The organism is Neomelitea salexigens DSM 19753 (assembly GCF_000422345.1).
GTDB classification, from domain to species: Bacteria; Pseudomonadota; Gammaproteobacteria; order Pseudomonadales; family Spongiibacteraceae; genus Spongiibacter; species Spongiibacter marinus_A.
Genome location: NZ_AULP01000001.1, coordinates 415,620 through 438,259, shown reverse-complemented (window position 1 = coordinate 438,259; position 22,640 = coordinate 415,620). Strand labels below are relative to the sequence as shown.

General features: G+C 55.6%; 22 protein-coding genes. 15 read left to right on the top strand and 7 right to left on the bottom strand.

Annotated elements, in window-relative coordinates; genetic code table 11:
- Nucleotides 1-15: 15 nt before the first annotated feature.
- The 3 genes from H573_RS0102050 to H573_RS19465 are packed head-to-tail and all read right to left on the bottom strand — an operon-like array spanning nucleotide 16 to nucleotide 1,796.
- Entirely contained in the window at nucleotides 16-1,065 is a 1,050-nt protein-coding gene (locus tag H573_RS0102050) for a DUF3080 family protein (protein WP_027872816.1), read from the bottom strand.
- Nucleotides 1,062-1,640: a glutathione peroxidase gene (locus tag H573_RS0102045; protein WP_036255603.1), complete on the bottom strand. Its 579-nt coding sequence runs from the start codon at nucleotides 1,638-1,640 to the stop codon at nucleotides 1,062-1,064. The genes H573_RS0102050 and H573_RS0102045 overlap by 4 nt, the downstream gene beginning before the upstream one ends.
- Before the next feature lie 12 nt (nucleotides 1,641-1,652).
- Nucleotides 1,653-1,796: a hypothetical protein gene (locus H573_RS19465; RefSeq protein ID WP_154653815.1), complete on the bottom strand. Its 144-nt coding sequence runs from the start codon at nucleotides 1,794-1,796 to the stop codon at nucleotides 1,653-1,655.
- 104 nt (nucleotides 1,797-1,900) lie between these two features.
- Between H573_RS19465 and H573_RS0102035 the strand changes: the two genes are divergently transcribed.
- The 3 genes from H573_RS0102035 to H573_RS0102025 all read left to right on the top strand — a co-directional run bounded on the left by H573_RS0102035 (nucleotide 1,901) and on the right by H573_RS0102025 (nucleotide 5,490).
- Nucleotides 1,901-3,286: an exonuclease domain-containing protein gene (locus H573_RS0102035; RefSeq protein ID WP_027872814.1), complete on the top strand. Its 1,386-nt coding sequence runs from the start codon at nucleotides 1,901-1,903 to the stop codon at nucleotides 3,284-3,286.
- 98 nt (nucleotides 3,287-3,384) lie between these two features.
- Nucleotides 3,385-4,560: a pyridoxal-phosphate-dependent aminotransferase family protein gene (locus H573_RS0102030; RefSeq protein ID WP_027872813.1), complete on the top strand. Its 1,176-nt coding sequence runs from the start codon at nucleotides 3,385-3,387 to the stop codon at nucleotides 4,558-4,560.
- Nucleotides 4,561-4,644: 84 nt separating this feature from the next.
- The gene (locus tag H573_RS0102025) at nucleotides 4,645-5,490 is read left to right on the top strand and encodes an HDOD domain-containing protein (RefSeq protein ID WP_027872812.1); all 846 of its coding nucleotides are present in this window, start codon (nucleotides 4,645-4,647) and stop codon (nucleotides 5,488-5,490) included.
- Between the two features lie 12 nt (nucleotides 5,491-5,502).
- On the opposite strand, the gene H573_RS0102020 is transcribed toward H573_RS0102025, so the two are convergent.
- The 4 genes from H573_RS0102020 to H573_RS0102005 are packed head-to-tail and all read right to left on the bottom strand — an operon-like array spanning nucleotide 5,503 to nucleotide 8,990.
- The gene (locus H573_RS0102020; protein WP_027872811.1) at nucleotides 5,503-6,267 is read right to left on the bottom strand and encodes a YciK family oxidoreductase; all 765 of its coding nucleotides are present in this window, start codon (nucleotides 6,265-6,267) and stop codon (nucleotides 5,503-5,505) included.
- A gap of 11 nt (nucleotides 6,268-6,278) precedes the next feature.
- Nucleotides 6,279-6,941, bottom strand: a complete 663-nt coding sequence (locus H573_RS16655; RefSeq protein WP_036255458.1) for an HAD-IA family hydrolase — start codon at nucleotides 6,939-6,941, stop codon at nucleotides 6,279-6,281.
- Nucleotides 6,935-7,660, bottom strand: a complete 726-nt coding sequence (ubiG, locus tag H573_RS0102010) for a bifunctional 2-polyprenyl-6-hydroxyphenol methylase/3-demethylubiquinol 3-O-methyltransferase UbiG (RefSeq protein ID WP_027872810.1) — start codon at nucleotides 7,658-7,660, stop codon at nucleotides 6,935-6,937. Before ubiG ends, H573_RS16655 begins: the two co-directional genes overlap by 7 nt.
- A 1-nt stretch (nucleotide 7,661) precedes the next feature.
- Complete coding sequence (locus H573_RS0102005) at nucleotides 7,662-8,990, bottom strand: TRZ/ATZ family hydrolase (protein WP_027872809.1); 1,329 nt, start codon at nucleotides 8,988-8,990, stop codon at nucleotides 7,662-7,664.
- A 242-nt stretch (nucleotides 8,991-9,232) separates the two neighbouring features.
- Between H573_RS0102005 and gyrA the strand changes: the two genes are divergently transcribed.
- From gyrA to pyrF, 12 genes are all read left to right on the top strand, one after another.
- Nucleotides 9,233-11,863, top strand: a complete 2,631-nt coding sequence (gyrA, locus tag H573_RS0102000) for a DNA gyrase subunit A (RefSeq protein WP_027872808.1) — start codon at nucleotides 9,233-9,235, stop codon at nucleotides 11,861-11,863.
- Between the two features lie 44 nt (nucleotides 11,864-11,907).
- Nucleotides 11,908-12,987 carry a 3-phosphoserine/phosphohydroxythreonine transaminase gene (serC, locus tag H573_RS0101995; protein ID WP_027872807.1) on the top strand — a complete coding sequence of 360 codons (1,080 nt, stop codon included), beginning with the start codon at nucleotides 11,908-11,910 and terminating at the stop codon, nucleotides 12,985-12,987.
- Nucleotides 12,988-12,991: 4 nt separating this feature from the next.
- On the top strand, nucleotides 12,992-14,137 hold the full coding sequence (gene pheA / locus H573_RS0101990) for a prephenate dehydratase (RefSeq protein WP_051170857.1): 1,146 nt from the start codon (nucleotides 12,992-12,994) through the stop codon (nucleotides 14,135-14,137).
- A gap of 31 nt (nucleotides 14,138-14,168) precedes the next feature.
- On the top strand, nucleotides 14,169-15,275 hold the full coding sequence (gene hisC / locus H573_RS0101985; protein WP_027872805.1) for a histidinol-phosphate transaminase: 1,107 nt from the start codon (nucleotides 14,169-14,171) through the stop codon (nucleotides 15,273-15,275).
- A complete protein-coding gene (locus H573_RS19705; protein ID WP_027872804.1) occupies nucleotides 15,272-16,168 on the top strand; it encodes a prephenate dehydrogenase/arogenate dehydrogenase family protein in 897 nt (298 codons plus the stop codon). Before hisC ends, H573_RS19705 begins: the two co-directional genes overlap by 4 nt.
- A gap of 21 nt (nucleotides 16,169-16,189) precedes the next feature.
- On the top strand, nucleotides 16,190-17,491 hold the full coding sequence (gene aroA / locus H573_RS19700; protein WP_027872803.1) for a 3-phosphoshikimate 1-carboxyvinyltransferase: 1,302 nt from the start codon (nucleotides 16,190-16,192) through the stop codon (nucleotides 17,489-17,491).
- The gene (cmk, locus tag H573_RS0101970; protein ID WP_027872802.1) at nucleotides 17,488-18,171 is read left to right on the top strand and encodes a (d)CMP kinase; all 684 of its coding nucleotides are present in this window, start codon (nucleotides 17,488-17,490) and stop codon (nucleotides 18,169-18,171) included. Before aroA ends, cmk begins: the two co-directional genes overlap by 4 nt.
- A gap of 140 nt (nucleotides 18,172-18,311) precedes the next feature.
- The gene (gene rpsA, locus H573_RS0101965) at nucleotides 18,312-19,988 is read left to right on the top strand and encodes a 30S ribosomal protein S1 (RefSeq protein ID WP_027872801.1); all 1,677 of its coding nucleotides are present in this window, start codon (nucleotides 18,312-18,314) and stop codon (nucleotides 19,986-19,988) included.
- Nucleotides 19,989-20,092: 104 nt separating this feature from the next.
- Nucleotides 20,093-20,386 carry an integration host factor subunit beta gene (locus H573_RS0101960; RefSeq protein WP_027872800.1) on the top strand — a complete coding sequence of 98 codons (294 nt, stop codon included), beginning with the start codon at nucleotides 20,093-20,095 and terminating at the stop codon, nucleotides 20,384-20,386.
- 77 nt (nucleotides 20,387-20,463) lie between these two features.
- Nucleotides 20,464-20,754 carry a lipopolysaccharide assembly protein LapA domain-containing protein gene (locus H573_RS16650; protein ID WP_161624226.1) on the top strand — a complete coding sequence of 97 codons (291 nt, stop codon included), beginning with the start codon at nucleotides 20,464-20,466 and terminating at the stop codon, nucleotides 20,752-20,754.
- A gap of 5 nt (nucleotides 20,755-20,759) precedes the next feature.
- On the top strand, nucleotides 20,760-21,932 hold the full coding sequence (locus H573_RS0101950; RefSeq protein WP_027872799.1) for a hypothetical protein: 1,173 nt from the start codon (nucleotides 20,760-20,762) through the stop codon (nucleotides 21,930-21,932).
- A 6-nt stretch (nucleotides 21,933-21,938) separates the two neighbouring features.
- Complete coding sequence (pyrF, locus tag H573_RS0101945; RefSeq protein ID WP_027872798.1) at nucleotides 21,939-22,640, top strand: orotidine-5'-phosphate decarboxylase; 702 nt, start codon at nucleotides 21,939-21,941, stop codon at nucleotides 22,638-22,640.

Below are 22,640 nucleotides of genomic sequence, written 5' to 3'. Positions count from 1 at the left end.
GTCATGTGCAGGCCACTAGTTGCTTGCAGAAAGCCCACACTGTTTAAGGAGTTGCGAGCTTAGCGAAACATGCTTACGGTGGGTTGCCGTCACTGCGTTGAGCAGTGCGTCGCGCTCGGTTTGCCACTGATTGTAGGCGGCGGGCAGGGCGGCGTCGCCAAGATGCTCGGCTAGCGTGGTCTCGATAGCCCGCGTTGCCGTTAGCAGCGCATGCTGATGACGATAACTCTGCGCTGCGAGCACTTGAATCGCGCCGATAAACTGCCTGTGCAGCACTGCCGCGTAGCGCTGAGCGCGCGGCGTCGGTGCCCCTTGCAAGCACAGTGGTCGCCCATCAATACGCTGCCGAAGGAGCGCATTGGCCTGTTGCAGGCCGGCCAGTGCCTGGGCCTGGAAGTGCAGCATTTCACCGCCGAGCCCGGCGCGTAGCGTTTCCAGTATGGCGACAATTTCGGTGTGCGCGTCGTAGCGTTGCCCGTTCAACCACTGTTGTTGCAGGTGCTGCCAGCGCTGCAGAGCGCGAGTGGCCTGATCCTGATTCGCATCGGGGTAAGCTTGGCGCTGGTCTGGTGAGCTGCTCCAAAGTTGGCGGTATTCCCTGCCGCCGAGCAGTGCGTTGGCAAGCCGGTGGGCGAGCTGCTGCTGTTTGTGATCTCTCACCGCTGCCAAGGTATTGGCAAGGCCGTTATCGTCTTCCGATTTCAGATAGGCAATGCAGGGTTCCACCTCGTCGAGAAATCGCAAGCTAAATACCAGGTCGGTGGCGCTATCGCGGTGCCGACCCAAAATACTATTCTGTTTAGCCAGCGTTTGTGACAGGGCGCAGCGGCGCAAACGCAGGAATTCCAACAGGTTGATGTCATCGCCATTGATCGGGAGCTTTACCGATGCCGGGTGAGGGTAGCTAGGGCTGCTAACGCTAACCGCCTCAGCCTCTCGCTCAAGCACTCGCTGCAATCCGCTAATATAGCGGTCCCACGCGGCGGCATGGGGCTCATCGTGGCTGCTGCATGCGGCGACAATAGAAAAGGTCGCGGCCACGAGACCGCGAACGACTGCCCTCATTGATCCAAAATGGCGGTGACGGCATTTACGAGCTCCTCAGAGAGTGGCGTCACTGCCGACGGGAAGGTTTGGCCAATACCGGTTTGCGGGTCGAACACCGTCTTGAAGAAGTTCCAGCTTGGCGAGATTCCGCTACTGTCCTGCGCTAACGCCAGCAGCGGGTGGGGCGAATCGCAGCGAATACAACCGCGATGGAATACGGGGAAACTCACACCAAAATTTGCGTGGCAGACTTTCGCGGTGCGTTTGCTGTCTGAATATTCCTGATTGCCGAAATCCGCAGTGGGTACACCGAGTACAAGTAGCCCTTGGTCTTTGAAACGCTGGTATAGGGCTTCCAGTCCCTTGAATTGCGGCGTGTAGCCGCACAGACTGGCAGTGTTGACGATGACGACAGCCTTTGCAGAGCGAAGCGTGTCGCAAAGTTGTAATGTGCCCGCTTCAAGTGTTGCCAATTCGTTGTTCAAACCTGCCGGGCATTGCCAATGTCCCTCTGTGGAGGGCTTGGCCTGCACCGCTAGGCTGCCCAGCAACAGTGCGATGGCAGTGAGAAATCTCCCTTGGCAGGCTAGCATATCGCTCACTCCTTAAAATTCTGCATCTTCGTTAATGCTGCGATGGCAGTTCTTCGCTGTGGTCTGCGATTTGATCGGTACCGGCACAACCGCGGGCTTAACTGGCTGGGCCGCTTGCCACAATCGGATAAAATAGTCGCATAATCTATTAATCATTGTGTACCTCTATGCTATCGGTTTGCGAGTTGTTTCGTGAAGGTGTACGGAATTTAGTTTAATTGCGATGTAAGGCGGCGCTGCCGATCACCGTGGGGAGGGTTATGCTGTCAAACATGCGCCTAGCAATGCTGGACCTGGAAACAACGGGTGCGTCCGCATTGCGCGATGAAATCACCGAGATTGCTGTGATTATTCGCGACGCTGAAGAGCAACACTCCTGGCAATCGCTGCTGCGTGTTCATCGCGATATTCCCTCTTTTATTCAGCGACTCACAGGCATTACTCCCGAGATGCTGGTCGATGCGCCCAGCTTTGAGTCGCTGGCGCCCCAGCTGATGGAATACCTTGAGGGGGCAGTGCTGGTAGCCCACAACGCGCGCTTCGATGCTGCATTTCTCAAACAGGCATTTCGACGCCTGGGGTTTGACTACAAGCCCAAAGTGCTTTGCTCGTTGAAGCTGGCCCGCAGTTTGTACCCAGATTGGTCGAAGCATGGTTTGGACGCGTTGTGCAGCCAAATTGGCTACGAGCGAGACTGTCGCCACCGCGCGATGGCAGATGTGCTTGCCTTGAAGGCATTTTTAGAATTTGCGATCGCAGACCTGGGGGAGGAGCGGGTGACAGCGGAAGTGCACGCTCAGTTAAAAATACCGTCCCTGCCTGTGCATATCACCGCTGAAATGCTGGATGAGATTCCTGACCGGCCGGGGGTGTACCGCTTCTATGGCGAAAATGACGCGCTGCTGTATGTAGGCAAAAGTGTCGCGATGCGCAGCAGGGTGTTATCGCACTTTAGTGCGGGCGGCCGCCAAGGTAAGGCCATGCGCATCGTTCAGCAATTGCGCCGCATTGAGTGCAGCGAGACAGCAGGTGAATTGGGGGCGTTGCTTCAGGAAAGTGCAGAGATAAAAACGACAATGCCGTTGCACAACCGCCAGCTACGCCGCCAGCGCGAGCTCTGTGCTGCGAGCCTGCGACCAGACGAGGATGGCTACATCGGCCTGCAGTTTTTAGCCGCAGATCAGCCATTACCAGAGACGGAGTTTTGTCTTTTTAAGCACCGCAAGCAGGCGCAGCAGTTGCTTCGTGACTTTGTCAAAAGTGATGGCTTGTGCCCTCAGCGCCTGGGCTTGGAGCGAGGTGGCAGCTGCTTTTCATACCAACTGGGCCACTGCGCTGGCGCCTGCTGTGGCGAGCAATCGCCAGAGCAATACAACGCGCTGCTCAAAAAGAAGCTCGCCCTGCGTTGTGTGGAGAGTTGGCCCTATGACGGCCCAGTACTTATTGCTGAGCCGAGTAGCGATGATAGTCGTGTCGACTGGCATCTGGTCGATCGCTGGCGTTATTTCGGTACTTTCACCGGTTGCCGCCCAAAGTGCGATGACTGCGAACAGCGCCTGCACGCGGCTCAGCCCTTTGACTACGATCATTACCGCATATTGCAGTCTTTTCGTCAGCGTTTGACGTGGCAGTCGCTAAAGCCGTGAAGCGCGTGCGCGGATGCCCTACAATAGCGCCATGTTTTTGCCTTGGTCGCCCTGCTGGGGTGCCGCTGAATTTTTCACTGACTTTGAAAAGGCCGATTATGAGCATTTCTTCTTTCCACCCTCCTGTGCGTACCTTGATGGGGCCGGGCCCCTCAGACGTTCACCCACGTATTCTTGAGGCATTGGGCCGCCCAACCCTGGGACATCTTGATCCATTATTCGTCGGAATGATGGACGAGCTGAAGAGCCTGCTTAAATACGCTTTTAACACCGATAACGAATTAACCTTGCCCATCTCCGCTCCGGGTTCTGCCGGTATGGAGGCGTGTTTTGTTAATTTGGTAGAGCCAGGTGATACCGTTATCGTTTGTATCAACGGTGTTTTTGGTACTCGTATGCGCGAGAACGTGACCCGCATCGGTGCAACCGCGGTAACCGTTGACGGCGAGTGGGGAAAGCCTGTTGACCCGGCCCAGCTCGAAGAGACGCTGAAAGCGCACCCCGAAGCAAAAGTCGTGGCGTTTGTTCACGCGGAAACGTCTACTGGCGCCCTGAGTGATGCCAAAACGTTGTGTGCCTTGGCGCGTCAGTATGACTGCCTAAGTATTGTCGATGCCGTTACCTCTCTCGGCGGTGTGGAATTGCGCGTTGACGACTGGGGGATCGACGCCATCTATTCCGGCAGCCAGAAATGCCTGTCGTGTACGCCAGGTTTGTCCCCGGTCAGTTTTAGTGACGCTGCCATTGCGGCCATCAAAGCCCGCAAGCACCCCGTTCAAAGCTGGTTCCTGGATATGAACCTGATTCTGGGTTACTGGGGAGAAGGTGGTAAGCGCGCCTATCACCACACGGCGCCCGTCAACGCTCTGTATGGCCTGCATGAGTCGTTGGTCATGCTGCAGGAAGAGGGGTTGGAGAACGCGTGGGCCCGCCACCGCCGTATGCACAATGCACTCGCTGCGGGTTTGGAGAGTCTCGGAATGCGTTTTGTTGTGGATGCCGACAGTCGCTTGCCGCAGCTGAACAGCGTGTACATCCCTGAAGGGGTGGATGATGGGGCTGTGCGTCAGCAATTGCTCGCCGATCACAACCTGGAGATCGGCGCTGGACTGGGTGATTTTGCCGGAAAAGTGTGGCGAATTGGCCTGATGGGCTACAGCGCAAGGATGGAAAACATCGAGCTGCTGCTGGCGTCATTGGCCGAGGCCATGCAAGGGCAGTGTTACGACTGTGACGCTGAGGCAGCACTCGCGGCAGCACGCGCGCAAGCCTAAATTCGTCTCGGTTTATGCCGATAGTGCTCAACACAGATTCTGCTAGGCTTGAGGCGAAAAAATCGGTCTACAGGAGTTTGTCGCTTGAGCACTAGCGGACAATTTATCGAACAAATTCGCGCAGATCTGCTTCGCGCCATCGAAGACGATGCGGTAAGCCTGCCTACGCTTCCAGAGGTCGCTCTGGAAATTCGTGAAGCAGCCAGTGACCCAGACGTTGAGATTCCGGTCTTGGCGGCGATCATCGAGCATGATAGCTCCATCGCCGCTCGCCTTATTCGGGTGGCGAATAGCTCACTACTCAGAGGCCTGGAACCCACCTACGATGTGAAAGGTGCGATTTCGCGAATCGGTCTGGCCTATACCTCGACCATGGTTACGACCCTGGCGATGCAGCAAATCTTCCTGTCGAACAAAGATGCATTGAACAAGCGGATGCGGGCAGTGTGGGTGCATAGCGCAGATGTTGCCGCGATATGTCATACCCTAGCGAAAACACAGCGTCACTTGAAACCGGAACTCGCCACGCTTGCCGGTGTGATCCACCAGATTGGTGCATTACCTATTCTTTCCTACGCCGTGGGCCGGGGGGTGATTCGCGACCATCCGCAGTTGCTCGACCAGGTGTTGATTGCGCTGACACCGGAATTGGGGCGGGTCATTCTTGAGTCGTGGGGCTTTCCTGAAGAGTTGGTGATTGTCCCCGAGGCGCATCTGGATTTCAGTCGCCACTTGGAACGGCCCGACTACGCTGACCTCGTCACGGTTGCCAATTTGCACACCTACGCCGGTACAGAGCACCCCTTTGGTCAAGTTGAATGGGCGGGCGTCGCCGCCTTTGAGCGCTTGGGGCTGCCGGTCAATCCCGGTGAAATGGACGAGAGCTACCAACAGCAGATCGAGCAAATGCAGGACCTGCTTCGGGCGTAATGCTGCCTTGGCCTAGTCTTTTGGCTGGGCGTCGAATTGTTGCCCGTTCACCTCGCGGCTGTCGTCGCTCATCAAATAGAGATAGAGCGGCATAATGGCCTCGGGGGAGGGGTTGTCGGTCGGGTTCTCACCGGGGTAGGCGCTGCGGCGCATTTCAGTGTTCGTGGCCCCTGGGTTAATACTATTCACCCGCGTGCCATTTAAGTCGTATTCTTCGTCGGCAAGAATCTGCATCATCGCTTCGGTGGCAAATTTTGAAACCGAGTAAGCGCCCCAGAAAGCGCGCCCTTTGCGGCCGACACTTGATGAGGTAAACACCAGCGAGCCATTTTTCGATGCTGCGAGTACGGGTAGCAAGGCTTGCGTCATCATAAACTGCGCGTTCACATTGACCTGCATAACTTCTTCCCAGCTGTCCAGTGTGGTTTGGGCAAGTGAGCGCCGCTGGCCGAGAATGCTGGCATTGTGAAGCAGGCCGTCCAGGCGGCCGAATTCCCGCTCTATGGTGTCGGCCAATTCCTGGTAGTCGTGTGCGGCGGCGCCACGCAGGTGCATGGGGTAAATGGCGGCTTGTGGCGCTGACATGGCTTCGATTTCGTCGTACACCGCTTCGAGTTTTTCTATGGTTCTGCCAAGCAATATGACAGTGGCACCGTGCTTTGCAAAACTCAGTGCTGCCGCGCGCCCGATGCCGTCGCCGGCACCTGTGACCAAAATAACTTTATCTTTCAAACACTCTGCATCGGCAGTGAAATTTACAGGTAGGCGTTGTGGCACGGATTGTCCTCTTAGGCTTGCAGTTGCTGAAGGGCGTCATCAAGTTGTTGGGCGTGGTCGATAATAATATCGGCCTTCCAGTCGCCAATATCCTCTCCCAAAGGGACATAGCCATAGCGACAGGCGATCGTTTTCATGCCGGCATTGCGTCCCGCATCAATATCGCGGCGGTGGTCGCCGACATAGATGGCTTCTGAGGGGCGAATACCGAGGTGCTTACAGGCCAGGTACATCGGCTCTGGATGAGGTTTGCGGTTGCTCACATCGTCCGGGCACACTGCGGTCGCGCAGCGACTGGTCAAGGCCAGCTGTTTCAGTAGCGGCGTGGTAAAGCGCGCGGGCTTGTTGGTAACAATGCCCCAGGCGATACCGCGGCTTTCCAATTTTTGGAGCTGGCCCTCCATGCCGGGAAAAAGGCTGGTTTCCTCTGACAGCGAAGCCTCATAGCGGTCTAAAAAAGCGTTCAGAAGTGGTGCAAAGGCCGGGTCTTCTGGCTCGAGCCCGAAGCCCAGTCGTACCACCGCGCGCGCGCCTTCAGAGACGCAGCACCGAACTGAATTGTAGTCTTGCAACGGTCGCTGATGCTCGGCTAACAGGCCGTTGAGAACGCGGGTAAAATCGGCCGCGGTGTCGAGCAGGGTGCCATCAAGGTCAAATAAAACGGCTTTTAGCATTGCAGCGGCTTCTTAACGTGAACCATATAGTTCACATCGACATCGTTTTCATTCAGGCGATAGCGCTTGAACAGTGGGTTGTAGGTCAGCCCGGTCATGTGCTGTAGCTGAAGATCACTTTCTCTCAGCCAGTCGGCCAGTTCAGAGGGGCGAATGAACTTGCTGTATTCATGGGTGCCCTTGGGGAGCAGCCCGAGAATATACTCAGCGCCGACAATGCTTAGCGCAAAAGCTTTGGGGTTGCGGTTAATAGTCGAAAAATAGAGGTTGCCGCCTGGCTTACACAATTTGGCGCAGGCGCGGATGACGGATGCCGGGTTCGGCACGTGTTCAAGCATTTCCAGGCAAGTGACGATGTCGTAGTGGCCAGCCTGGTCTTCGGCGATTTCCTCTGCAGTGGCCTGGAAGTACTCAACCTTGGCGCCCGACTCCAGTTGATGTAGGCGTGCAACGCTCAGCGGCGCCTCACCCATGTCGATACCGGTGACTTTGGCGCCACGCAAGGCCATTGACTCCGAGAGTATGCCGCCGCCGCAGCCGATGTCTATCACGCGCTGCTCCGCGAGCGGCGAGCGTTCATCAATGTAGTTTACCCGCAGCGGGTTGATGTCGTGCAGTGGCTTAAACTCGCTGTTGCGGTCCCACCAGCGATGCGCCAGCTCCTCGAACTTGGCGATTTCTGATGGATCGACATTGCTGTGTTGTGATGATGCTTGCATGCTACTCTCCACTGATTTTTTGCCGCCAGTACTGCGCTTTTTCGATAACTTCGCGGCTGTCCAGCGTGGTTAGTTCGCCATTATCCAGCATACGTCGGCCTTTGATCCAGCTGTGGCGCACGCAATGGCTAATATTGGTGTACACCAGTTGTGAAACCGGTGTGTAAATGGGTTGTTGTGGCAGGTCGGTCAGGTCGATTGCGATCACATCGGCGTGTTTGCCGAGCTCCAGGCTGCCGGTAATGTGGTCGATGCCCAGTGCGCGGGCGCCATTAAAAGTGGCCATTTGCAGCGCGTAGTGGTCCGGCACTGCAGCGGCATCCGCGGCGACCGCTTTGCCAAGCAGGGCGGCGGTGCGCAATTCGCCGAACATATCCAGGTCATTGTTGCTGGCCGCGCCATCGGTGCCCAGGGCAACATTAATACCCGCATTGCGCATTTTTTCCACCGGCGAAAAGCCACTGGCTAGCTTTAGGTTGGATTCGGGGCAATGAATCGCGTGGCTGCGGTGCTCGGCCAGCAGGGCGATATCGTCATCGTTGAGGCAGGCGAGGTGCACACACTGGCTGCGCGGCCCCAGTAGCCCCAATTTGGCCAGCCTTTCGATAGGTCGTAGGCCGGTTTGTTTGAGCGCGTCGTCAACCTCGTGTTGTGTTTCATGGAGGTGGATCTGTATGGCGCAGTCGAGTTCTTCGGCAAACATTACCACCTTGCTCATCGCCTCATCCCCGACGGTGTAGGGGGCGTGCGGGCCAAAGGCAATGTTGATCAAGTCGCTGTGCTTGTAGTCGTCGCGCAGAGCTAAGCCTTTGCGAAAATACTCGTCGGGGCCGCTACCCCATGCGCTTGGAAAGTCGAAGATGGGAAAACACAGTTGCGCCCGTATTCCGGCGCGCCGCGCGACCTCGGCCGCGGCTTCAGGGAAAAAGTACATGTCGCTAAAGGTGGTGGTTCCGCCGCGTAGCATCTCGGCAATTGCCAGTGCCGTCCCATCACGCACAAATTCCTCGCCCACCCATTGGCCCTCGGCCGGCCATATATGCTCGTTGAGCCACTGTTGAAGGGGCTGGTCATCCGCCATGCCGCGAAACAGGCTCATGGCGGTGTGACCATGGGCATTAATGAGGCCAGGCATGAGCAGCTGGTCGCCGAGCGTAATGTGTTCATGTGCGGAAAGGCCGCGGGCCTCGGTCTCTGGGATAATACCGCTGATGCAGCCGTCGGTAATGGCCAGTGCGTGGTTTTCAAGCAGGGGGCAGCCTTCGCTCATGGGTAATAGCCAGCGAGCGGAGATCAGGGTGTCAATGCGGTTGAGGGCAGCACGGCTCATGGTGTACGACATTCCTAGCGTGAAAGCGGCAAGTATACCTGTTCCTGTGTGCAGTTGTGACGATAAGGCGCTGATATTCGGCCTTTATACGCTGTCTATGCACACTTGGAATATGCTAATATTCTCGCTTTGTTTTCCGCTTGGCCACCGCCAGATTGGTTGGGCGGCAGGGCAGTAAAAACGCGCATTGGGCGGCGCTACTGCCGCTCAACGGTCGCTGACAATAAGGATGCTTGCTATTCATGGCTGACAATGCAAATGAAATTCTGCCGGTAAACATCGAGGATGAGCTGAAACAGTCCTACCTCGACTATGCAATGAGCGTAATTGTTGGGCGAGCACTGCCCGATGTGCGCGACGGGCTCAAGCCGGTGCACCGCCGGGTGCTGTTCGCGATGAGCGAACTCAACAACGACTGGAACAAAGCGTATAAGAAATCTGCTCGTGTCGTTGGTGATGTGATTGGTAAGTATCACCCCCATGGCGATTCAGCGGTCTACGACACGATAGTCCGCATGGCACAGCCATTTTCCATGCGGTACATGTTGGTAGATGGTCAGGGTAACTTCGGCTCCATTGACGGCGATAACGCGGCGGCGATGCGTTACACCGAGATTCGCATGCAGAAAATCTCTCACGAGATGCTTGCAGACCTCGATAAAGAGACCGTCGACTGGGTACCTAACTACGACGGCACCGAACAAATCCCTGCCGTATTGCCCACAAAAATTCCCAGCCTGTTGGTCAATGGTTCCTCGGGTATCGCCGTTGGTATGGCGACGAATATCCCGCCCCACAATCTGACCGAAGTGGTTAACGGCTGTTTGGCGCTGCTGGACAACCCCGACATCTCGATTGATGAGTTGATGGAGCATATTCCGGGGCCGGACTTCCCAACAGCGGCGATCATCAACGGTCGAGCCGGTATTGTAGACGCCTACCGAACCGGTCGCGGGCGGATTTATGTGCGCTCTCGTGCTGAAGTGATCAGCAATGAAAAAACCAACAAAGACACCATCGTCATTACCGAGCTGCCTTACCAAGTCAACAAGGCGCGCTTGATCGAGAAAATTGCCGAGCTGGTAAAAGACAAAAAAATTGAGGGTATCGCCGAGCTGCGCGACGAGTCTGACAAAGACGGCCTGCGCGTTGTGATTGAAATGAAGCGCGGCGAAAGCGGCGAGGTGGTACTGAACAATCTGTACGCGCAAACGCAGCTGCAGAATGTTTTTGGCATCAATATTGTCGCTTTGGTGGACAATCAGCCGCGCATTCTCAACCTCAAGGAGCTGCTCGAGTACTTTGTTCGCCACCGCCGTGAGGTGGTAACACGGCGCACCGTGTACTTGCTGCGCAAAGCGCGTGAGCGCGGTCATGTGTTGGAAGGCCTTGCGGTAGCGATCTCTAATATCGATGAGGTGATTGCCACGATCAAAGCGTCGGCGACGACGCAAGAAGCCAAAGAAAATCTGATCTCCCGCGGTTGGGCACTCGGTGAAGTAAGTGCCATGCTCGAGCGAGCCGGTGAAGATGCTTGCCGTCCAGATGAGCTGGAAGAGCAGTACGGCGTTCGCGATGGCAACTATTGGCTGTCACCAGCGCAGGTTCAAGCCATCCTTGAGCTGCGCCTGCAAAAGCTGACCGGGCTTGAGCATGAAAAACTGTTGGCCGAATACCAGGAAAAGCTTGCGGAAATTGCCGAATATCTCAGTATTTTGGCCGATCCACAGGTGCTGCTGAACGTTATTCGCGGCGAGTTAGAGCAAGTCGTTGCGGATTTTGGCGACGAGCGCCGGACCGAAATTGTTGCGTCTCAGCTCGATTTAACCCACGAAGATTTGATCCCTGAAGAAGAGCGCGTGGTGACTATCTCCCACGGTGGTTACGCCAAGTCACAGCCGCTTGATGCCTACGCGGCACAGCGTCGCGGCGGAATGGGGAAATCGGCGACGGCGGTAAAAGAAGAAGACTTTGTCGAGCATCTGTTGGTGGCCAATACCCACGATACTATATTGTGCTTCAGTAATATCGGCAAAGTGTATTGGTTGAAGGTCTACCAAATCCCGGTCGCTGGCCGCAATTCTCGCGGACGCCCGATGGTCAACCTGTTACCACTGGGTGAGGATGAGCGCATAACCTCTATCCTCCCGGTTCACGAGTATACCGAGGGCTACTTTATCTTCATGGCGACCGCCAATGGCACCGTCAAGAAAACGCCCCTCGAAGCTTTCTCCCGCCCGCGTAGCGTCGGCTTGATCGCGCTAGCGCTGGATGAAGGGGATGTACTGATCGGTACCGAGATCACCGACGGCAGCAACGATGTCATGCTGCTGACCAGCGGCGGTAAAGCGGCGCGCTTTGCCGAGGGCGATGTGCGGGCCATGGGTCGTACTGCGCGTGGCGTGCGCGGTGTGCGCATGGACGAGGATCAGCAGGTTATTGCGATGATCATCCCCAAAGCTGGTGGACGGGTGCTGACGGTGTCAGAAAATGGTTACGGTAAGCGAACCGATGTAGAAGATTTCCCCTGTAAAGGCCGAGGAAATCGCGGCGTTATCGCCATGACGATGAGCGACCGTAACGGAGCATTGGTTGGCGCCGTACAGGTATTTGATGGTGATGACCTGATGCTGATCACCGACCAAGGAACCTTGGTGCGTACCCGCACCGATGAGATCTCCTTGCTCAGCCGTAATACTCAGGGCGTGAAGGTGATTCGTTTGCGTGACGACGAGCATTTAGTCGGCGTACAGCGTGTTGCAGAGCAAGACGTCGACGATGTGGTTGACGATGTTGAGCTCAGTGCTGAGGCGCCCGCTGGCGAAGCCCCTGCTGCTGATGACGCAGACAACAACAGTCCGGCTGCCGAATAAGGCGGATTACACATTTTTTAAACATGGTTGGAGCGAAGTAAACAATGGCGCGTGTTTATAATTTTTGCGCAGGACCTGCGGCAATCCCTGAGGCGGTGTTGAGCCAGGCGAAGGATGAATTGCTGGACTGGAGAGGCCGCGGCTTATCGGTAATGGAAATGAGTCACCGCTCAGAAGAAATGGTATCCATTGCCAGTGAAGCAGAAGCAGATTTGCGTGAACTGATGGGGATCGGCGACGACTATGCGGTGTTATTCCTGCAAGGTGGCGCCAGCTCACAGTTTTCAGCCGTGCCGCTGAACCTGTGCGAAGAGGGTGCCACGGTTGACTATGTGAACACTGGGCAGTGGTCGAAAAAAGCGATTAAAGAAGCCAAGCGTTATGCCAACGTCAATGTTGTTGCCAGCTCAGAGGCTGATAATTTTGCCAGCATTCCTGCTTTCGACAGTTGGCAGCTTAGCGACAATGCGGCATACCTGCATTACACCCCGAACGAAACCATTGGTGGTGTCGAGTTCTTCTGGACGCCTGACGTGCAAGCGCCGCTTGTTGCGGATATGTCATCGACGATCCTGTCTCGCCCCATAGATGTGAATCAGTTCGGTGTTATCTATGCCGGCGCGCAGAAGAACATCGGCCCTGCAGGGTTGACCATTGTGATTGTGCGCAAAGATTTACTCGGTAAGTCACGTGCAATTACGCCAACCATGCTGGATTACCAAACCGCAGCCGATAACGACTCCATGTACAACACGCCGCCTACGCTGGCGTGGTACTTGTCGGGCCTGGTCTTTAAATGGCTGAAGGCACAGGGTGGTTTGGAAGCAATGGAAGTGGTGAATCGTCGCAAGGCCGAAAAACTCTATGGCTATATCGATGGCAGTGGCTTCTACAGCAATCCCGTTGAGGTGGCGAGTCGCTCGTTGATGAACGTGCCTTTTGTGTTGGCGGACAGTAGCCTCGACAAAGCGTTTTTGGCCGGTGCAGATGACGCTGGCTTGCTGAACTTGAAGGGCCACCGTTCGGTCGGTGGTATGCGCGCGAGCATCTACAATGCAGTGCCCGAGGCCGCTGTTGATGCATTGATCGATTACATGAAAGATTTCGCCAGAGAGAACGGCTAAGGTCATGACTACGCCCGAAGATAAGCCGGTTGACCTGAATTCATTGCGTCAAGATATCGACAGCATCGACAGTCAAATTCACGCTTTACTCAATCGACGAGCGCGTTGCGCGCAGCAAGTCGCTGAAGTAAAGCAGCGTGAGTTTGAGGCGGCGCAGCAATTTGAATCAGACAAGGGCAGCAGCAGTGCCCAACAGCTACTGTTTTATCGGCCCGAGCGCGAGGCGCAGGTGTTAGCGCGGGTTAAAGAAGCAAACCAGGGGCCGCTGGCAGACGACACCGTTGCCTATATCTTTCGGGAGATTATGTCGGCCTGTTTGGCCTTAGAAAAACCCATGGAAGTGGCCTATCTGGGGCCGGAGGGGACGTTTACCCAAGCGGCAGCGCTCAAGCACTTCGGCCATGCGGTAATTAGTGTTCCCCAGTCGACCATTGATGGTGTGTTTTCACAGGTGGAATCCGGCCAGTGCCACTACGGTGTTGTCCCTGTGGAAAACTCGACTGAGGGTATGGTGTCTCATACGCTCGATGCCTTTATGAATTCGCCATTGAAGATTTGTGGTGAAGTGGAACTCCGGGTTCGGCTCAATTTGCTGGTCGGTGAAGATGGCAGCGAACAAGCGATTACGCGAATTTGTGCTCACCAACAGGCATTGGCACAAAGCCGTCGCTGGCTGGATGCAAATTTCCCGAATGTGGAACGGGTCGCGGTCAGCAGCAATGGCGAAGCCGCAAGAATGGCTGCGGAGCAAAAGGGCATTGCAGCCATAGCTGGCGATTTGGCGGCGCAACAATACGGCCTGAGCAAGCTGGCGGTGAATATCGAGGATCAGCCTGACAACACCACGCGGTTCTTGGTGATTGGCAAGGAAGATGTGTCTGCCAGCGGCCAGGATAAAACGTCGATTGTTGTGTCTGCGCACAACCGCCCCGGCGCCCTGTTCAAGCTGCTCGAACCCTTCGAGCAGGGTAATGTCATGCTGACCCGCATCGACACCCGCCCATCGAGGACGGAGACCTGGACTTACGTCTTTTTTATCGAGTTTGAAGGCCATCAGAATGACCCGCAAGTGGCCGATATTCTCGATACCATCGCTCAGCAAACGGTGATGTGTAAAATTCTTGGCTCATACCCCAAGGCAGCTTTGTAAGCCTTGGCACTCAATTTACAGAGGCACTAGCATGGCGTGCGATTTCATTGCCCAGGCCAACGAAGGTATTCAGGGTTTACAGCCCTATCAGCCTGGCAAGCCGATAGAAGAATTGGAGCGAGAGCTCGGTCTGAGCAACGTCGTTAAGTTGGCCAGCAACGAAAATCCGCTCGGTGCGCCTAGCTCGGCGTTGTCTGCCTATGCCACGGCGGCAGCACAGCTCCACCTTTATCCGGATGCCGGCGGTTTTGCCTTAAAGTCACTGCTGGCGGAGTCCCTGGGTGTTGAGTCTGCCCAGCTGACCCTGGGTAACGGATCAAATGACGTACTGGATCTGCTCGGCAGGGTGTTTTTGGATGCCGAAAGCAGCGCCGTGTTTTCGCAATATGCCTTCATTGTGTACCCCATTGCGGTGCAGGCGGCTGGCGCCCAAGCGCGAGTTGCGCCCGCCAAAGACTGGGGGCACGATCTTGACGCGATGGCGGCGTTGATCGATGACACGACGCGGCTGGTTTTTATCGCCAATCCGAATAACCCAACCGGCACTTGGCTCGATGAGCAAGCCCTGCGCGGGTTTATGGCAGTGGTGCCCGAGAACGTTGTGGTGGTGTTGGATGAAGCCTATTGCGAATACGTGGACGAGGCGGCGTACCCAGACAGCATTGCGATGCTGGCAGACTACCCAAATTTGGTTGTCACGCGGACGTTTTCAAAGGCCTATGGGCTGGCCGGATTGCGGGTAGGTTATGCGATTAGTCACCCCGATATTGCCGATTTGCTGAACCGTGTGCGCGCCCCCTTCAATGTTAGTGTGCCGGCAATGGCAGCGGCGGCCGCTGCCTACCGCGATCACGAGTATCTGCAGCAAAGTCGCGAGGTAAACTCTGCGGGACGTGAGCAGCTTGCCGCTGCTTTTGATGAGCTCAGCCTGCCTTATATCCCCTCGGTGGGTAATTTCATTACTGTGGAAATGCCTAGCGATGCGATGTCGTACTACCAAGCCTTGCTTGAGAAGGGCGTGATTGTGCGTCCGATTGGTGTTTACGGTATGCCGAGGCACTTGCGGGTGTCGATCGGCCTAGAGCAAGAAAATCAGCGCTTTATTAGTGCCCTGAAAGAGGTGTTGGCTCCGGCGTGAAGATTGGCAAGTTAACCATTATTGGTCTTGGCTTAATGGGCGGCTCGTTGGCCAAGGCATTGAAGGCCAAGGGTGTTGTCGAACATGTTTGGGCAACGGGGCGGCGCGCTGCCTCATTAGAGCGCGGCTTGGCCCTGGGTGTGATTGATCACTGGACGTTGGACTTAGCCGAGGCGGTTCACGATGCCGATGTGGTACTCATTGCTACGCCTACGCTGGTTGCCGAGCAAGTGATGGCCGACCTCGCGCCGCTGCTCAGCGAGCGCACCATCGTTACTGACGTGGCCAGTGTAAAGGGAAATATTCTTCGCGCGGCGGAGTCAGTGTTCGGTGAACTGCCGGCGCGTTTCGTATTGGCTCACCCGATTGCCGGGTCTGAGCAAAGCGGGGTAGAGGCGGCAAAGACGGATCTCTTTGTCGATCATCGGGTGATTCTCACGCCGCTGGACAGCAATGATGCTGACGCCGTCGCAACAGTTCGCGAAATGTGGCAACACGCTGGGGCAGAAGTTGTCGATATGGCGGTTGATGAGCACGACGCGGTGCTGGCGGCGACCAGTCATTTGCCTCACGTACTGGCCTATACCCTTGTTGACGCGCTGGCTGCCAGTGGCAGCGCCGCCGATATCTTCCGTTTCGCCGCCGGGGGGTTTCGCGACTTTACGCGCATCGCCTCCAGCGACCCAACGATGTGGCACGATATTGTGTTGGCGAACCGCCAAGCGATTCTTAACGGCCTGGATACCTTTGCCGATCATTTGACCGAGGTTCGCCAGCTTATTGCGGACTCGGATGGCCCCGCGATTAAACAAGTCTTCAGCCGCGCGAAACAGGCGCGAGATGAGCACTTCCTCGGGCAGTACATGGTCGGGCGCAAGCAAACTAAATCTTAACGTACAGCAGAGACAATACTTGTGGAATTTTTAGCTCAACCCGGTGGTGCGGTGAACGGCACCGTTCGGGTTCCTGGTGATAAATCGATCTCCCATCGCTCTATTATGTTCGGTGCTATCGCCGATGGCACAACCACCGTTGAAGGGTTTCTTGAGGGTGAGGATGCGCTGTCCACGTTGAAGGCCTTTCAAGCGATGGGTGTCGAGATAGAGGGGCCTGATGCCGGTCGCGTGACGATCCACGGTGTCGGCCGAGACGGCCTTCAGGCGCCAGCGGGCGAGCTGTATATGGGCAATTCCGGTACCTCCATGCGCCTATTGGCGGGGCTGCTGGCGGGGCAACCGTTTGACGTGACGATGACCGGCGATGTGTCGTTAAGTAAACGACCGATGGAGCGCGTGGCGGCGCCGCTGCGTGAAATGGGCGCGGTGGTTGAAACTGCAGAGGGCGGGCGTCCGCCCTTAACCCTACGCGGTGGCCAACAACTGAAGGCGATAGATTACGTCCTGCCTATGGCCAGCGCCCAGGTGAAATCCTGTGTCTTGCTTGCCGGTATGTATGCCGAGGGCGAAACGCGCACCACCGAACCTGCGCCAACCCGTGATCACAGCGAGCGTATGCTGAAAGGCTTTGGTTATCCGGTGACAGTGAACGGTGCTACAGCAACGTTGAGCGGGGGACACCGCTTGAAGGCGGTACATATCGATGTGCCTGCCGATATCTCCTCCGCGGCCTTTTTTATGGTGGCGGCCAGTATTGCTCCCGGTGCAGATTTAACGCTGCAGCATGTGGGTATTAATCCAACCCGTATCGGTATTATAAATATCCTGCGGGAGATGGGTGGCGATATTACCTTGAGCAATGAGCGCGAGGTAGGCGGTGAACCGGTTGCCGATATACGTGTTCGCTACGCACCGCTAAAGGGCATCGATATTCCTGAAGAGCAAGTGCCTTTAGCTATTGACGAATTCCCCGTGCTGTTTATCGCGGCGGCCTGTGCCGAGGGGCGCACCGTGCTGCGCGGCGCTGAAGAGTTGCGGGTAAAAGAGAGCGACCGCATTCAAGTCATGGCAGATGGCCTGGTCTCTTTGGGGGTGAATGCGCAGGCGACGCCAGACGGCATCATTATCGATGGCGGTCCAATAGGCGGTGGCCGCGTGAATAGCCATCACGATCACCGCATTGCTATGTCTTTCTCTGTCGCTGCGCTGCGAGCAAGCGATACCATTCATATCGAAGACTGCGACAACGTTGCTACTTCCTTCCCCAACTTTGTTGAGTTGGCGACGCAAGTCGGTATGCGGATTGAGGTGTCCAAATGACCCCTCCCGTTATTTGTATTGATGGCCCCAGTGGCTCGGGTAAAGGCACGCTCTGTCAGATGCTGGCGCTCAAGCTGGGCTGGCATTTGCTCGACAGTGGCGCGCTTTATCGCTTAGTGGGGATGGCGGCTGATAAACATCAGGTGGATTTTACCGATGAACAGGCGGTGGCGGCTTTGGCGGCGGATTTAGATGTTGCCTTCCTGCCTGGCCAAGCCGGTGAGCCGAGTCGGGTAATGCTAGAGGGTGTGGATGTCAGCGGTGAGCTTCGTACTGAGACCACCGGGCTGCTGGCGTCGAAGGTTGCGGTATTGCCTGCTGTTCGACAGGCGTTGCTGCAGCGTCAGCGTGACTTTGTGCAGGCGCCAGGCCTCGTTGCCGATGGCCGTGATATGGGAACCGTCGTTTTCCCCGACTCACCATTGAAGGTGTTTCTCACCGCCAGTGCCGAGGAGCGCGCGCGTCGTCGCTATAAGCAGTTGAAAGACAAGGGCGATAGTGTTAACCTCGCGACCCTTTTAAAAGAGATCCAAGACCGTGATCGGCGTGACTCTGAGCGCGAGCATTCACCGCTTAAACCAGCGGACGATGCGGTGCTGATAGACAGCAGTTCACTGGGGGTCGAGCAAGTTTTTGAGCGGGTACTCACGGAAGTGAGTGCGCGTTTTTCTGCGTCTTGAGCGCAGTAGGTGTTTCTAAGGGTGTTTCCGGCGGTGTTAAAGCCAGCTAGCTGTCGGAAGGACTTTAAAAAACTGACCCGCGTTAGCTGGTAATGCGGCGATATGGTGGTTATACCACTGCTAATTTCAGGTAATGACTAATGAGCGAAAGCTTTGCTGAACTGTTTGAAGAAAGTTTAAAAACGATCGATATGAAGCCCGGTTCTATCGTAACCGGCGTAGTTATCGATATCGACAGCGACTGGGTAACCGTACACGCTGGTCTGAAGTCGGAAGGGGTTATCCCTCGCGATCAATTCGTTGCTGAAGGCGGCGATTTCTCTCTGCAAATTGGCGACGAAGTGCAGGTTGCGCTGGAGTCTGTTGAAGACGGTTTCGGTGAAACCCGTCTGTCTCGCGAGAAAGCAAAGCGCGCCGAAGCATGGACCGCACTGGAAGCTGCCTACGAGGCGGAAGAAACAGTAACCGGTATCATTAACGGCAAAGTAAAAGGTGGTTTCACCGTCGACATCAACAGCATCCGCGCGTTCCTGCCCGGCTCACTGGTTGATGTACGCCCCGTGCGCGACACCGCTCACCTGGAAGGCAAAGAACTCGAATTTAAAGTGATCAAGCTGGACCAGAAGCGCAACAACGTTGTGGTTTCTCGTCGTGCGGTTCTGGAAAGTGTTAACAGCGAAGAGCGCGAAGCACTGCTGGAATCTCTGCAAGAAGGCATGGTTGTTAAAGGTATCGTTAAGAACCTGACCGACTACGGTGCATTCGTAGACTTGGGCGGCATCGACGGCCTGCTGCACATCACCGACATGGCTTGGAAGCGCATTAAGCACCCAAGCGAAATCGTTAACGTTGGCGATGAAATTGATGTTCGTATCCTCAAGTTTGACCGCGAGCGCAACCGCGTATCTCTGGGTCTGAAGCAACTGGGCGAAGATCCCTGGGTGGCAATCAAAACCCGTTACCCAGAAAACAGCCGCGTGAAAGCCAAGGTGACTAACCTGACTGACTACGGTTGCTTTGCCGAGATCGAAGAGGGTGTTGAAGGCCTGGTTCACGTTTCTGAAATGGATTGGACCAACAAAAACATCCATCCTTCTAAGGTCGTACAAGTAGGCGACGAAGTAGAAGTGATGATCTTGGATATCGACGAAGAGCGTCGTCGTATCTCTCTGGGTATCAAACAGTGCCAGCAGAACCCGTGGGATGCCTTCGGTTCTCAGTTCACTAAAGGCGACCGCATTAGCGGTGCCATCAAGTCGATCACTGACTTCGGTATCTTCATCGGCTTGGACGGCAACATCGACGGCCTGGTTCACCTGTCAGATATCTCTTGGAACGAGAGCGGCGAAGACGCGGTTCGCAAGTTCAAGAAAGGTGACGAGATCGAGACCGTTATCCTGTCTATTGATCCCGAGCGCGAGCGTATCTCGCTGGGTATCAAGCAGCTGGAAGAAGACCCCTTCTCTGACTACGTGGCAGTGAACGATCGCGGCAGCATCGTGACCGGCACTGTTAAAGAAGTTGATGCCAAGGCCGCTGTTATTGTTCTGGCCGAGGAAGTTGAAGGTGTTCTGAAGGCTTCTGAAATCAGCCGTGACCGCGTTGAAGATGCGCGCAATGTGCTGAAAGAAGGCGAAGAAGTTGAAGTGAAGATCATCAGCGTAGATCGCAAAAATCGCGCTCTGAGCCTGTCTATCAAAGCGAAAGACATGGAAGACGAGAAAGAAGCGGTTAAAGCTCTGCGCGAGAAGGAAACTGAAGCTGCACCAGCAACTATCGGTGACCTGATCAAAGCTCAGATGGAAAGCAAGGACTAAGTCCTAATGCTGCGGGCATTCTCCTGTGAATGCCCGTAACATACTGGCTTATAAGCAAAAAAGTGCTAAGCTAGGCTTGATGTCGGAATTGACGGGATTAAGCAATGACCAAATCTGAGTTGATAGAGCTGATGGCTGAGCGTCAGCCGCAGTTATCTCACAAGGATATTGAACTGGCTGTGAAGACCATGATTGAGCATATGTCTCAAGTATTGGCGACTGGCAGCCGGATTGAAATTCGGGGATTTGGTAGCTTCTCTCTGCACTATCGCGAGCCTCGCATGGGGCGTAACCCGAAAACGGGTGAAACCGTGCAGTTACCAGGCAAATATGTGCCACACTTTAAGCCCGGTAAAGAGCTTCGTGAGCGAGTAAACCAGAGTTTGATCTCGAGCTAAGGCAGCGTAGCTAGCCTTCTCTAAACAGAAACGGTATGGTCTTTGGCCATACCGTTTTTTTTTGGGTGTCATGTCAGATGCAGATTCTTAAGTTCATCTTCTTATTACTGCTCATCGTTGCTGTTATTGCATTTGGACTGCTTTTTAGCATCGAGAACACAGCGTTGGTCCCGCTCAATATCCTCATTATGGAGTTGCCGGAACAGCGTATCTCGACTTGGATGATCGCCGCCTTTTTCACCGGTGGCGTCTGTGGGATGCTATCTGCATCGCTGCTAGTGCTGCGCTTACAGGCCAGCAGAATGCGTTTGCGCCGCAGCTTGCGGCAGCCTTCAACCCCGCCTGTGGAGGCCGGTCCTAGCCGCTAGCAGCAATGGAGCTATTGCTACCCTTTACCTTGTTGTTTTCCGCTACAGCGCTGGGTTGGCTGTTGGGGAGGCGGTCGCAGAGTCGTTCGGCGGTTTCAGGAAAACATCCGGATGACGCTTATTATCACAGCCTGCGCTTTCTGCTCAGTGAGCAGCCTGGTACGGCCGTTGATGAATTCATTCAGGCCATTGCCGTCAATGAGCAGACCCTGGATACCCATCTTTCCTTGGCGCGTTTAATGCGTGGCAAGGGCGAACTGGAGGCGGCTACGCGGATCCACCAGAACCTGTTAGCGCGACCCAACCTTCCCAAAAGTGGCTTGCAGCAAGTGCATTTGGAGCTGGCCAAGGATTATATATCCGCCGGCTTACACGATCGGGCTGAGCGACTATTGCGGGACTTAGTGGCGGAGGAGAGTGATAACGAGGCCGAGGCACTCGACTACCTCCAGCAAATCTATCAGTCTGAGAAAGACTGGGAAAAGGCGATCGCCGTTGCGCGGCGGCGCTTACCCAAGCGAGCCTGGCTACTTAAGCAAAAAGCTGACAGCGACCCTCAAGTTTCAACGGCATTGAGTCACTATTATTGTGAGCTCGCCGACGAACGCGCTTCTGCTGGGGATTGGGCTCAGGCGAAATCGATATTGCAAAAGGCGCGGGAGGCCGACGCCGAAAACCCGCGGGCGGCAATGTCATTGGCGAAGTTGGTGATGGATGAGCAGCCCGAGTATGCGTTGAATTTGTTGCATGCCGTCGCGGAGGGGCAACCCGCTTATGCCAGCGAAATATTGCCGCTGTTTCGCGATGCTTTCAGTCGTCTTGCCGACGCACCGTCATACGCTCAAGCGCTGCGTGCGCTGGCACAGGTGACGCAGAGCTCTACCTTGCACAACGAGGTGGCGAAGGAGTGCGAGAGCCTTGAGGCGGCGCGAGCCTATCTGAAGGGCGCGGTGTCTCAGCGCCCGACCATCAAATTACTGTTGGCGCTACTTGAGCGGGAGTTGGACTCAAGCGAATCCGGGCGAGAAATTGTTTCCGAGTTAAATAGTTTATGTGCAAGTCGCCCCAGTTTTTGTTGTCGACATTGCGGATTTTCGGGGCGGAAACAACACTGGCTGTGTCCCAGCTGCGAGCAGTGGGGTACTATTGCGCCCATCCGTAGTAGCCAAGGCGATTAACTTTCCATGACCACGCATTCCCCTGTACTGGTTGCACTCGATGTCGCAACGGAAGAAGAGCTTCTCAAACTTATCGACCAGCTTGACCCGAGTGAGTGTCGCGTCAAGGTGGGTAAAGAACTTTTTACCCTATTCGGACCGAGAGTCTTGGATATTCTACACCAACGCGGTTTCGAGGTATTTCTGGATTTAAAATTCCACGATATTCCCAACACTGTGGCAGCAGCTGTGAGAGCTGCGGCTGAGCGCGGTGTGTGGATGGTCAACGTTCATGCCAGCGGTGGCTCAGTAATGATGAAGGCGGCGCGTGAGGCTTTGCAGCCCTATGGTGACAAGGCGCCGATTCTTATTGCTGTGACGGTGCTGACATCCATGGGTGAGGATGACCTGTCAGAACTGGGCGTCGAGCGCAGCGCGGCTGAGCAAGTGAGTCATCTCGCCCGTTTGGCCGAAGACAGCGGTATGGACGGCGTGGTTTGCTCTGCACAGGAAGCCGAGAAACTGAGAGCAGAGCGCGGAGATGGTTTCTTGCTGGTTACGCCGGGCATTCGCCCCCGTGATAGCGCTGGCGATGATCAGCAACGTATCGCCACGCCGGAGGAGGCGGTGCGTATGGGAAGCAACTATTTGGTTATTGGTCGTCCAATTAGTCGCGCCATCGATCCCTTGGCCGCGCTGCGTGATATTAACCGAGCGCTCGGTGTCTGA